This window comes from Pseudomonas sp. GW460-LB5, assembly GCF_059423245.1.
The window spans coordinates 16,949-29,807 of sequence record NZ_JBWKXT010000069.1 but is presented as its reverse complement, the minus strand read 5'-3'; the positions used below and the strand labels follow the sequence as shown (position 1 = coordinate 29,807).

The following is a 12,859-nucleotide window of genomic DNA, read 5'->3' as shown; positions in this document are numbered from 1 at the left end:
CGCTGACGACTCATGGCACCTCCTATTTGGGCCTCATTATGAGGCTTGGAGGTGTCTACGAAACCAGGGGCGATTCAATGCTCAGGAAAAAAAGACCCCAGCACGTAGCCCTTCTGAACCAAAAATACGATTACTAGGAGAGACGTCGCATTGAAGGTCAGTAGCAACCGGAAAGGAACGTTAAGGTCGAGTTTCGGCCACTCCATGGCATCTCCAGTGCGTGACGCCGACTGTGGATGTCGACAGGTGCGAGATAGGGCTCTGGACGATATCAAATAGCCACGCTTCACGTCCACAACGAATACTTCACCAAGTGCGGCTGCGCGAACCATAAACGCGCGGTCTCGGGAGAGACAACAAGGTTCTGGTGACCACCTTTCTAGCGCAGGGTCTGAGTCTAAGATTGTCCAAACGGCAGTAGTGGGCAATCCTGCAGGGCTCGTCGAGCATTGCTGTGACACGACGCATCACGATCTCTAAATGGTCGGAGGCGATACAGGCAATTGCTCGATTCATGACTGTGATCGCTTCTATCCTAGCGGCAGCGTCCGTCAGTTCCATCCGCGATACGGTGTAACGACGATTCTTGTGTAGGTCATTCGGCTTTCCGGGCGACCACTATTTGTGGTCAGCCTTGCTTACCTACAGTGGCAAACAACAGATGCTCGCTTGGTGCCAAAAGAGCAGCGCCGTGTTATTTTCCGTGTTCTGAAAAGTAAGCGATTACCCGGTGCCAGCGCTGGCGTCTCACGGGAGAGATCATGGTGTTGCAATGGATTCGCAAGTGGTTCTCCACGGTCGCTGCGGGTGCACCTTCGGAAGAAGGCGTCAGTCGCGCTGGCCGCTTTGATCTGTATGTCAACGGAGCTGCACCACTTCCGTTCGGCCGGTTTGCGTCGTTGAAACAGGCCGAGGTCTTGGCTCAGCGCAGTTTCAAGGGCCAGCACTACCGGATTGTGGATACTTACACCGGGGACGCCGTAGTCTTCAACTACAAGAAAACTGCACTGCTTCCGGAGCCGTTCCTCCAAGGAATTGACATTACAGGTCAGGTGACGCCTACGCCGGCGTTCATCCGGGAGCTGCACGCCAGGAAGCCGATGCTCACTCAGCCCACTTTCTGTTGGCAAAACTGTTTGCTCACCATCCTGAGTCTTCAGGCCTCACATCCGCAGCTTCGTTATGCACTGTCACTCATTCATCACCCGGAGGCAGGGGTCGAGGGGCATGCACTGATCGAGCACGCAGGGCAGTTTCACGATCCCACCCTGGAGCATCAGTCTTTACTCCGTCCGCTGGTCACCTACCGGCTCCTGGAAGTACTGGAGCCCGATCAGCTATTTGGGCAGATTCTCGCGCGATTTGGTGAGGACGGCCTCAAGGAAATGCGCCAAGGACGGCGGGCGTGGTCAAATTTCCGCGTGGATGCTGGCGGTTCGCGGATCTTCGACCTTTGAATTCCGCGTAATTTTTGGAAGCCACTGCGTTGGCGCTGCAGGATGAGCTGCCGCAGGCGTACAACTGCCAGCGCGGCGGCGTCTCGTCGAGATGGCGCGTCATACCGACAATCGATGGGGATTGGCCGGCGGCGGCCATCAGCTTTGCAGCTTACCTTTAAAGGGAGAAGGCATGAGTCACTACTTTGATCATGCGAGTCAGGAACTCAACAGCAAGATCGCCCAGGCCAAGGTGTACATCACCCGGCACAACCCGACCACTGGCGCACTGGCCGAAGCGGTGCTTCGCCAGTTCCTCAAAGACCACCTGCCGGGGGCGGTCAGCGTGGAGCAGGGCTTCATCATCGACAGTGCGGGCGGTTTATCCAAGCAGTGCGACATTCTGATTTACGACTCGCACCGGTATGCCCCGTTCTATCGAGTAGAGGGTGTGGTTGTGGTGCCGGCGGAGGCGGTGATTGCTATTATCGAAGTAAAAACCTCGATCAACCGAGCCGGATTTCATGAGGTGATTCGCTATTTCCAGAGTTTCCAGAACCTGCGATTGGCGGCGAGGACGTACTTGTTCATGTTCAACGCTCCGACGTTGGGGACTGTCAGCAGGCACTTTCATTCATTTCGACACCCAGGCAGCTATCAGGAGTTCGATCATGATACTTTCCAGTTCCTCCCGGACGAAATCACCGGCCTAGATCATTCCTACCATTTGCATAGAGACATGGTTATCCACGACCGCGATGCCATGGGCTATCTCTCGTACTTCTACGAGGATCACGAAGGTACCGCGATCAACGCACTGGAGCGGTTCTTCCTCTCTGTGTATGCCTGCGTCGAACGCCACTTGAGAAGTAGTCTGCCCGTGGGTGTGTTGGTGCCGCGAGTGTCCTATCACAACAGTACTCCCAGCAAAACTATTTTCGCCATTGACTTGTTCCCCATGTAACCTCAGGTATGCGCTGCACTTGCTTACATCGTTCAGTGGCACAACCGCTTCAGTGTTTCGCGTTTGTCATGGTTGAGACGCAGAAGGCGCCCCCCCCTTTTGACCTGGCTGCTTATTCTGGTGGGGGTTCGCTCGCGCCCGGTGTCGATCCGAGCAGCTTACTGGCCCGACTGTCAAGCAGGGCGCCCGCCTGGAAGTAGCCCATCACCGTGCTCACACTGCGGTGCTCGGTCATTGCCATCACCTCACCGAGCGGCACGCCCTGGCGTCCTGCCTCGGTGACGAAGCCTGAGCGCAGACTGTGCGCTGCCCAGTCCCCATCAAGACCTGCCATCGCCGCGCGGCGTTTGACTATCCGCGCGACTTGGTCGCCGGACAGTCCATGCGGTGCGACCCGGCCACCTTTGTACAGGCGGCGAAACAGCGGGCCGCGGCAGGCCGGTGCTGCTTCCAGCCAGGCACTCAGTGCCTGCGCCGCCGGCCCCTGCAGCGGTTTTTCTCGGCGTACGCCGCCAGTGTCGGTCTTGGTCGCCCCAAGTGTGTACAGCCAGGTGTCGGCATCCAGCCGGCGCAGGTCTTCGATCTGCAGGCCGATCACCTCCGAGCGGCGTCGGCCGCCACCGCTCCAGGCCAACAGCAGTAGGGCGCGATCGCGCACGCCGCGTACGCCGTCGCTGCAGGTGGCGAGCATTGCCTGCAATGGCTCCAGGACCACGGCAGTTTTCTTGCGCTGTGCCACCCCCTGGCGCACTTGGGCCTTGCGCGCTTCCCGCAGCAAGGTCTTCACCGCCGGCGTCTCGGTTGGGTTGTCCCATTGCTTCAACCGGTGCCACTTGGCCAGCACGGCGAGACGATGACTGACCGTACTGAACGCGAGTGCTCCCAACTTGCCCTTGACTCCCATTGCGACCAGGGCGGCATCGAGGTCTGCGGGCAGCAGGTGGCTCCAGCCGCCGTCAGCGCCCGGGCGGGCAAGGTGATCAACGATGAATTGCACTGCGACCTCCGGCGGCAAGGCAGCGTCGCCGAGCGCGCGCCGGTAACGCAGGCGCAGCCAGGCTGACCAGTAGGCGAGGGCGCTCTGGTAGCTGCGCACCGTGTTGGCGGCGGTGCCGGCGGCGATGAACGCCTCGGCGGCGGCGCGGGTGCTGGCCGCCAACTCGTGCGGCGCCAGTGGCGTGTCAATCGATGGCTGCAATGATTCTGTATTATTCATTACGTTCTACGTATTATTAATTTAGATTCAATCTAATAAGGTCGGATAATCATTCATTATCAGACCTAATATAGCGGAGGGCAGGGCATGGCGGTAGGCGTACCGGAAAGCGAGGTGTTTGCCGCGGCAGACGCGGTGCTGGCCCGTGGCGAGCGGCCGACGGTAGAACGGGTGCGCCTGGAACTGGGTCGCGGCAGCCCGGCGCGGGTCGGCGCCTTGCTCGACCAATGGTGGGAACAGTTGGCCGGCCGCCTGCGCGGTGAAACGCGGTTGCCCGGACTGCCGGCGGAAGTGGCCCAGGCCTTTGTCGCTATCTGGCAGCAGGCGACCACCTTGGCTCAAGGCGTGGTCGAGCAGTCACTGGCCAGCCAGCGGCAGGTGCTCGCGGAGGAAAGAGAGGAGCTCCTAGCATTGGATACCCGCGCCCGGCTGGACGTTGCTCAGGCGCGACAGCAGACGGCAGAGGCAATATCTGTGCGGCAGAGCGCTGAAACCCGCCTGACCGATCTAGAGCTACTGCTGGCCCAGCGTCAGGCGCAGATTAAGGATCTGCAGGAACAACGTGGCGCCTTGCAATTGGCCTGCGACACCTTGCAACAGCAGTTGCATGGTCTGCAGGCCGAACAGCACGACACCCTGCATCAAGTCGAGCAGGCTCGGCTGGCACAAGAAGCCTACGTGCGCGGTGTCGAGGAGCGCGCCTACCGCGAAATTGACCGAGCGCGCGAGGAGAGCAAAACACGCCAGGTTGAACGCCGAGAGCTCCAGCGCCAGTTCGACCAACTTCAGCAACGATCGGAGCAAGACCGTCACGTCTTGAGCGAGACGCAGCGCCAGGCAGCCACCCAGCAGGCGCGGGCCGAAGTGGCGGCGGAGCAGGGCGAGCAGCAGCGGCAAGCTCTGGAAGGCCGCTTACATGCCATGCAGCAAATGCTTGACGAGGTGCGACATACGGCCGCGGCCCAGCAGGCGCGTGCTGACACGCTGGAGCAGCAACTGGTCCAGCAGCAGGCGCCGAAGCTGCGTAAGTCCAGAATCAAGGAGCGGTGATGGGTCGGGGAGGAGCACCGCAAGCGGTCGCAATACCATGTCTAGAGTGCAACAGGGCTGCGCGACTGACGCGAGGCGTGGTGTCGGCGATCCGTACAAGGTGCGTCGAAGGCCTTGCACCCGCGCCTGCCCTGTAGCCCGCAGCACCTAACCCTCGCTTGAAATCTGTATCGTGAGACTGGCGTAGCATAATCTCAGCTGCTCGGTCGCGTTGTTGATATCCTTTGTCTTGAGAAACCTCATGCGGTTGAGCCAATACCTGACTGAATACGATGAAGACCTCAGTGGCGACAGCCAGATTGATCCGTTGGGTGTACTGACCATCTGGTCTGCCTTTGGCCAGGAAATCTTTCGCAACCGGGTCAATTCGGTTTCGAACGACGTACGAAACTACACGCTCAATCTGCTGCATCATGCAGTGATTAAGGACCTGTTCGACGATGTTGATACCGGCCCGAGCAAAGCATTGCGTGAGCAGTCAGGAGGACGTCATGGGCTGGCGCTGTGCCAGGCTTGTCTAGTCTATCTGGAGAACATATTCACGTATGCCATGGTGACTGCTGCGCCCGATACCGGCGTTGACAGTCAAGGCGTGCTGGGCGCCAGCAAGGCTCGTGCACGTCTGGAGGTCGACAGTAACCCATTTCTGCGCTTCACCCATCAACCAGCCGGACACCTGTTGGTGCGTCAGTTGGGCTTGGGTGTGAGTGGGCGCTATAAGACACCGTTCATGCAGATAGGCTTCTTCAACGACCGCTACAACTACCACCACAGTCAAGAAGCAGGACTGTTGTGGGTGAAAGTTAAGGGGATGATTCAAACTCACGAGCCGTTTCACAGGTTGTTCCAAGAAGCGCGCATGCATTTGCAGGGGATTTTCCTGCGCTTCAAAGCAGGTGGCGGAAGCGCGCTCAAGCAAGTACCGGGCAGTCTGATCAAGGCCTACCGAAGAGCACTGCCGAACTCCGCGCAAGTAGGCGCTGCCACGCGCGACTTCTGGCTAGCCTTGACTGGCCTCGACACGGGCGCTGCGGGTGCACTGCTGCGGGTGATGGATGATCAAGTTCAACACAATCCAGACGGCCACCTGCCGATCCAGCAGTTGTTCGCCCTGGCCGAAAAAAACTGCAGCGAAACGCCCGAGCGACGCAAGCTCGTGCACGTGCAGCAGGTCGAACCACTCCTTGCTCAGGTCGATCTGCTGTTTACCCTGGCCTGTCATGGCCGGCACCAGAGCCTTGGCGAAATCGAGGCGCACTGGCAAGGGCTGGGGCGCGATGCCGCAACCTTGCCGGCGGCCGCCGCGCGTATCGATGCGCATTCAGAACTGCTCGGCATTCTTTCGCACACCGGCCGCCGACGGCTGGAGCGACTCATGAGCTTGGCGCGTCAGGAACGCTTCAGTGACCAGTTTCTCGGCATGGTGGACTACCACGCGACGGTGATGCGCGAGCGTGGCCAGATACCCTGGGTTCAAATCGACCAGGCCGAGAAGGTCAAGCTCAGTGCTCGTACCAGGGCATTGCCTGAGGCGCAGGATACGCCCATGCAGCGCTGGGTGAACACGTACTACATTCCCCAGTTTGACCATTTGGTGACCGGTTATCGGGGCGGCCAGGCATGAAACTGCATTCAGCATTCAGCGAGCAAGTGAAGGCCTGCGGCCGGTTGCGCAGGGTTTGGCTTACCAGCTTCAACATCGATATCGAATTCATCGAAACCTATGTGTTGCCAACCGTACTGGGTGCCGAGACTCCCCGCACACGCATGGAGTACGAGGCGCTTCAGTTGGCGCTGACGGAGCAGCAAATCGACCTCAGGGTCTTTTGTGACCGGCGTTTCATCGGTGCCGACCAGAACAAGCGCACGGCGCTCCAGGTGCACGGTGTCTGTACTGCGCAAAAAACGGAATGGAGCTACCCAGGTGTTGGCGAAGACAGCTTGTTGCATGCAAAGGTGATCTATCTGGAAGGTGAGCAGGGGCGCGTGCTCGGCGCGGGCAGTGCCAACCTCACACTTAGCGGATGGGCGCGCAATCAGGAGGTATTCCACTTCCAGCCGATCAATGCGCTTTCGCTTTACCAGTCCGTTAAAGCGTTCTTCCAGGCACTGTTCACAAATGTGGGCGTACCGTGCCCCTTGGAAAATAGGCGCAGTAGCTCGTTCGCCAGCGCTGAGTCAGCCGTGCGGTTCTGCCACAGTTTTCAGAGGCAACCGTTTCTCGTCCAGTTGCTGGGCGAGCGTGCTTGCCATCACCTGGCAGTCTGGTCCCCTTATCTGCCGAAGGATCTGGCTCTGTTCGTCAGCCACCTGAGGAGCAGCTACGAGCAGGCGCGCATGAAGGTCAGCCTGGTGCCGGACCGGCTCGATGGGCAGTTCCTGCGTACCGGTTGGACCGAGGCGCTTGGAGACCTGCTGGCAAACGATGAGTTGCGCTTGCGGCACAACCCGACCACGGTCGATGAGCGCACACCGATGACCCATGCCAAGCTTTGGAAAACCTCCACGCACCTGGCCATCGGCTCGTGGAACTTCACTCGGGCGGGCAGCAATTCGCTGCTCGACTCACGGGGTAAAAGGCTACCCGGCAACAACATCGAGGCGGGCTTTATCTTGCCGAACAACAGTGCAGTGGAAAGCGTCCTCGGCGCCACGATGGACACCAGCCCGGCATTGTTCTTGAGCGACGAAGCATTACAGGCGCAAGCGTTGAAAATCCCGCAGAACCTTCCCTTTGACATCGTGGTGGAGTTCGACTGGGCGGAGCAGGTTTACCAACTGCGCGGCCAATGGCATATAGGGCAAGAACCGGATCAGGGATATAGGATCAAGTTGCCGGATATCGACGCTGCATTCGCGCTCGACTGGAAACCACGAAGCCACGGATTGAAGGCGTGCAGAGTGCCGGTGGCGCACGTGCATGCACTGTTGTTCGATCACAGCTTCCAGGTGCTCAAGGACGGCCGGGAGTGCTTCGTCGGCATGTTGCTGGAGACTACCCCCGAGTTCCGACGCGCGCAGCGGTACGACGACTTGGTTGGCCTGGTCGACGCCATGGCGCAAATCGATATTGTGCCCAATCAGGATGATGTCGGATTTCGTGTCCGCGAATCTGCAACGGGTGAGCCACAGGTTGATGGGCTGAGCGCCGACCTAGGCGCCGTGGCAAGCGAGCAAGACGGTTCAGACTCTGCGCATATCAGCTACTTTCGGTTATTCACGGCCAGCTACCAATTCGCGGCCCGGTTGCGTGGGGTTGAACGATTGTCAGTGCTTGAACACTGGGTGTTCGTGCGACCGGGATGCCTGCAGGAATGGGTAGACAAGACCCGCCAGCGACTTCGTGGATCTACGCCCAATGTTTTCGACTGGTTCCTGGTCCAGGAGGTTAACGCGCTCTGCAAGTTGGCGCTGGCACTCCGTCAACGCTTGCCCAAGGATGACAGCAGGATTGCCTTGTCGCGTTGGCGGACACTGAAGGTCGATATGCCACCGTTACCTGCCGAGACCAATGATGATTTTCGGCAAATGCTTGAGCAGGAGCTCGGCGGATTGGAAAGCAAGTGGGGTGGGACATGAGTCGATTTGAAGAGGGTGTGCTCATCCCTGAAACCGTATCCCAGTGGATCAACTTCAAAGGGCGTAAGGATTCCAACTGGACCTATCAGGCAGATGATCGCGAATCCATGGCGGCCAAGCAGACCGAAGGGGTGGCCTACCTGTGGAACCTGTTGGTAGCGGGCAAAGTGGCGCTACTGGCGGATGAAGTCGGCATGGGCAAGACCTTCCAGGCGTTGGGTGTGGCTGCATGGCTGTGGAAAAACAAGCCTGATGCCAAGGTGCTGGTAATGGCGCCCAATCGACATTTGTGCGGGCATTGGCGCAGGGAGTTCGAAGGCTTCATTCGTGAGCACATTCGCCAAGCCGATGACCGAGTTAAAACCGAAGATGGCATGCCCGTAGCCACGGTCTGTGAGTGCTACCAGCTGGAGCACCTGGTGCAGTCGGTGCAAAACAATGAGGGGCAGCTTTACCTCACCACGGTCTACGCGCTCAGTGGCTTGCTCGGCCCCGAGCGGCGCGCGGAAGGCCCCGAGGGCGCAGGCAGTATCGCGGCCAATTGCCATCATCGATTAAAGCAGCACTTGGGGCCCTCGGGCTTTGACCTGATCATCGTCGATGAGGCGCATTACCTGCGCAACGTCTCGGGTGGATCGCAGCGTGTGAGTGCCGCAAAAGCGCTGTTTGGCAACGCTGACAGCCGGCTGGGTGTCTGGAACCTATTGCTCACTGCGACGCCCAGCCATACCCGGTTGGATGATGTGCAGAACATCCTGGGTTATTTTACCCAGCTCGATCGTGATCCTGCCCTTGAAGCCATGAGCGGCGCCGAGCGCACGCGTCAGTTGCTGCAACGGTATGCCTTGCGGCGTCTGCGGTTGATGGAGGGACAGGGCGGTTTGTACGGCAAGCGGCACTACCGCCACGAAAAAGCCGTACCTGCGAGCTTCGATGGGCGTCCGGATGCCGAGATGTTTTTTGCTCTGTATCAGAAGCGGCTGGTGGCCGACCTGGGCCGGCAGAAGGAGAACAAGAGTCTCACTTATGGCTACCTGGAAGGGTTCGAGTCGTTTGGCTGGAAACCGCAGATCGATTCTGGTGCCGATGCGGATTATCAGGATGCGGTCGAAGACCGGATGGTGGAGGATTTCTCAAAGGCTACCGATACCGAGCTGTTGCGCGACCTTACCCGTCGCTATCGCGACCAGTTTCACACCTTCCCGGATCACCCCAAGTACGGCTTGATGATCGACCAGTGCGTGCCGAAGGCGGCTGATGGCCTCGGCACTGCGCTCGAGGACTTGAAGCACCTGATTTTCGTTCGGCGTATACCTTCTGTTCGTGAACTGACCCAGCGCATCAACGAGCGCTACGACGAGTTGTTGGCCGGAATGATCGTCAATGCATGGGGCAAGCAAGCGGACGATCCCGCAGTCAGGCATTGGCGTCATCAGGGTTGGTCACGCGATGGCTATGCCCAGTTTCATGAAGGCGTGAAGCACTCGCTTGCCGAAGTGGACGCGCACGAGGAGGCAGGGCAAGACGAGGGCGAGGGGGAGGGTACGCAGTTGGCATCGCGCATCGCCGAGCTGTTCGTGGTCAAGAAAGGCTCAGGTGGGCAAACCGATTGCGCCAATGTGCGCCTGCGCTTCAGCAAGCCGGAAAGCGTCTTTGCACTGTTCCTCGAGCCGGCATCGGACTACCTGACTGGCGGTTACTCCGCGTTCTACGCCAAGGCGGAGACAGGTCGGATCGACTATGCCAATGCCGCCAAGTACGTACGCTTGCACGGTTGGGACGTGCCGGGGGTCCACGATGCCGCCGCCCGCATGCGAGGTGCACCGCGCGACCGCCTGGAACATCCGCTCCACAGCGTCTGGTCGCTGTTGGTACCGCGCCTGCCGCCGGCGTTGTATCGCAAGCTCGAAGGCTGGGCGCGCGACAACAAGGCGATTGCGGAGAACTTCGCGAACTACATCAAGGCCGGGTTTCTTTATGCGAGCCCTGTCGTCGTCGAGCTCTACGCCTGGTTTGTCGAATACCGGCAGCAGACCCGCGAGCGTGAGGTGCAGCGTGCGTACCGTGGTTTTCATGACTGGGTAAGCCTACGGGTCGATGGCTCGTTGATGCTGCGCTATTTCACCGCCGCGTTGGAAACGTTTGACACGCTATGCGGCAAGATCATCGACCATGGCCTGGATCAATGGGACGAGGAGTGGCGCAGCCTCAAGCGCCTCACCAGCCCATGCTGGTACGCCAGTGGAGACAACAGCGAAGGTCGTCAGCGTCTCATCCTCGGCTTCAATAGCCCGTTCTATCCCAACGTGTTGGTGTCCACTTCGGTACTCCAGGAAGGGGTCAACCTGCATTTGCAGTGCCACCAGATCCATCACTACGGCCTAGCCGGCTCACCCGGTGACAATGAGCAGCGCGTGGGCCGGTTGGATCGCCTGTTTGGCTGCGTGAACCAGCGGCTGCAGCGGTCAGGTAACGCGGAGTTGAGCATTCACTATCCGTTTCTGCAGGGATCGGTTGATGAAGACCAGGTTGCTTCGTTCATCGAGCGCAAGCATCAGGTGGAAGAGCAAATGGATGCGTGCGTACAGGTGCACTTCGACAAACAGCTAAGGATCAGTGACGCGCAGCAGTGGCGTAGCTTTCTGCGCAGACCGCTACCCATCAGCGATGAGCGTTTGCAGGATCCTTATGGTGCCGTGTTTACCAAGCTGGGCCAACAGTAGCTGCAAGCACATGAGGATCTGATTGTGTGCGCCTGAAACCTGATGCATGACCGTGCGTTGGTTGTGGGTATGGCAGAAAGCCTCTAACATAAGGCTTGCAATGCGCTTGCCCGAACTCCACCACAGTAGTGGGGTGAATGAATCATCCTTCTGCCAATCCAGCACAAGCCCAATGCGGCTTGCGTGAGGATTGAAAAGTGCGTTTTAGTACTTTTCACAACCGTACATTGCGGAGGGCAAATGCGAGTCGATAGCCGTTAGCGGATGCTGAAGGCCCGAGTGCGAAAACCGCACCGGCAGTCCACAACATGATGCGATGATGCGGATGGCAATCTTTATCAGCCTTCAATGGACGGAGACGCTGCTTGCTCGATTTTCTTTCACGATTACTGAACGCGTTTGAGCCGTCTCTATCGGGGCGTAATTCTCAACCGGAGCGCACGCATCGCGCGGCTTCCCCCTCACGTCCTCCCAAGGGGCCGAGTACTTCGCTTGGTGCGGAGAACTGTGGAAGGATCGTTGCAGGTAGCGTTGTCAAGATCTTGCCGAAATCTGTATTGATACAGTACCAAGACACGACCGTACTGATTCCTCAACATGAATTGTTGAGCCCAAACGCCAAGTTCGAGAACCCGGTCAGTCTATTCAGCGTAGGCGACAATGTGGAGTTCGTGCTGACCAGCCGGGACCAGAGGGGCTGGCGGGGCAGCGTTCACGCGCTGACCGAGGCCCGGCTGCGTAACGCTTTGGGCAACCTGCAGCCAGGCACGGCAGTGCGTGCGCGGGTCGAGCGTTTTGATGATCGAGGCGCCTGGCTGTTGGCTGGCGCGCTTGTGCTCCGGGTGCCATTGGCCGAGATCAGTTGGAGCTGGATAGATCATCCTTCAGAGGTGCTGGACCTTGCTCAAGAATACATTGTGCAGATCAGTACTATTTTGCTTGAGGAAAATTGGCTGACGGAGAAGCGTGCTCGCAACGGGCGTGTTACTGCCAGCATCAAGGCTTGCTTGCCACAGCCTGAGTCGCCACGAATCACGTTGTATTTCAAAGCAACCGAGTTTCAGGTGCGCACGTTCGCGCGGGTCCCCAGACGCTGCGACGCGGTTGCACTGTTCGCACTTGAGGCGTTGAACCAGCATTTGAGCGTGAGTGAAATCGCCGAACTGACTGGCCTTCCGTTGGTTTCAATCCAGGAGATTGTGGCGTTGCTTGGAGAAGAGGGGCTGGCGGCCGGTGAGACCATCACTCAATCAGGCGAGCGATTATTAGCAGGCGTGGCTACTTCAAAACTGCTCAATGACTCTGGCGTCGCTGGATTGTTTGCAAGCGCGGCACCTGCAGAGCAGCAAGTTCATCCCATTGACGCTGTGGCTCAAACGTACCCTCGACATTTGCCCACCCCAGTATTCAGCCACAAACAACAGAGCCGTTTCATGCGATTGAGGGGGGACGAGTTGCCTGATGGTCTGCTGCTCCGCGCTCAGATCGGCGAGGTGCAACGTGAACAGCTTACGGCCATGCTCCGCAACCCCCATGTCCACTTGTTCCTGTCGCATACCCCCAACTGGAGAGCCTTGAAACTTGAGGTATCCCAGCATTGGGTGCTCGCAGGGCTGTGGAAGAGTTTTCACGCTGTAGGGCGACCACCGTTCAGGCCACCTCCCAAGGAGAGAGGGTGTGACGCGTTGCTCATGGTGCGTTATCGGGATTCAGCGCAACAGCTCTACTGGGAGCCTGCAACGGGCACGCTCTGGGCGCCGCGCGAGGGCGGCGTCAAGGCCCAGGAGGCTTCAGTGTGTGCGGAGGATTTCATTCAACACATGCCTGACGACATCGCTCAGCGCTTGGCAAAGGCAGGCCCTGGTACATGGTGTTGGGTTCAGCTTTGACG

The 12,859-nt window shown here is 58.9% G+C and carries 8 protein-coding genes; 7 read left to right on the top strand and 1 reads right to left on the bottom strand.

Features of this window, described 5'->3' with window-relative positions:
• Positions 1–761: 761 nt before the first annotated feature.
• Both AC07XM_RS27425 and AC07XM_RS27420 read left to right on the top strand, forming a co-directional pair.
• Positions 762–1,457 carry a hypothetical protein gene (locus tag AC07XM_RS27425; RefSeq protein WP_004577304.1) on the top strand — a complete coding sequence of 232 codons (696 nt, stop codon included), beginning with the start codon at positions 762–764 and terminating at the stop codon, positions 1,455–1,457.
• A gap of 172 nt (positions 1,458–1,629) precedes the next feature.
• The gene (locus tag AC07XM_RS27420) at positions 1,630–2,400 is read left to right on the top strand and encodes a DUF6602 domain-containing protein (protein ID WP_004577305.1); all 771 of its coding nucleotides are present in this window, start codon (positions 1,630–1,632) and stop codon (positions 2,398–2,400) included.
• Positions 2,401–2,512: 112 nt separating this feature from the next.
• On the opposite strand, the gene AC07XM_RS27415 is transcribed toward AC07XM_RS27420, so the two are convergent.
• Complete coding sequence (locus tag AC07XM_RS27415; protein ID WP_024717480.1) at positions 2,513–3,616, bottom strand: site-specific integrase; 1,104 nt, start codon at positions 3,614–3,616, stop codon at positions 2,513–2,515.
• A gap of 87 nt (positions 3,617–3,703) precedes the next feature.
• Between AC07XM_RS27415 and AC07XM_RS27410 the strand changes: the two genes are divergently transcribed.
• The 5 genes from AC07XM_RS27410 (at position 3,704) to AC07XM_RS27390 (ending at position 12,857) form a co-directional block, all read left to right on the top strand.
• Positions 3,704–4,666 (top strand): DNA-binding protein, encoded by a 963-nt coding sequence (locus tag AC07XM_RS27410; RefSeq protein WP_004577307.1) that lies wholly within the window; start codon positions 3,704–3,706, stop codon positions 4,664–4,666.
• A 241-nt stretch (positions 4,667–4,907) separates the two neighbouring features.
• On the top strand, positions 4,908–6,290 hold the full coding sequence (locus AC07XM_RS27405; protein ID WP_023102082.1) for a hypothetical protein: 1,383 nt from the start codon (positions 4,908–4,910) through the stop codon (positions 6,288–6,290).
• A complete protein-coding gene (locus tag AC07XM_RS27400) occupies positions 6,287–8,245 on the top strand; it encodes a phospholipase D-like domain-containing protein (RefSeq protein WP_004577309.1) in 1,959 nt (652 codons plus the stop codon). Before AC07XM_RS27405 ends, AC07XM_RS27400 begins: the two co-directional genes overlap by 4 nt.
• Complete coding sequence (locus AC07XM_RS27395) at positions 8,242–10,968, top strand: DEAD/DEAH box helicase (protein ID WP_004577310.1); 2,727 nt, start codon at positions 8,242–8,244, stop codon at positions 10,966–10,968. The genes AC07XM_RS27400 and AC07XM_RS27395 overlap by 4 nt, the downstream gene beginning before the upstream one ends.
• 365 nt (positions 10,969–11,333) lie before the next feature.
• Positions 11,334–12,857 (top strand): hypothetical protein, encoded by a 1,524-nt coding sequence (locus tag AC07XM_RS27390; protein WP_023102079.1) that lies wholly within the window; start codon positions 11,334–11,336, stop codon positions 12,855–12,857.
• The last annotated feature ends 2 nt before the right edge of the window (positions 12,858–12,859 follow it).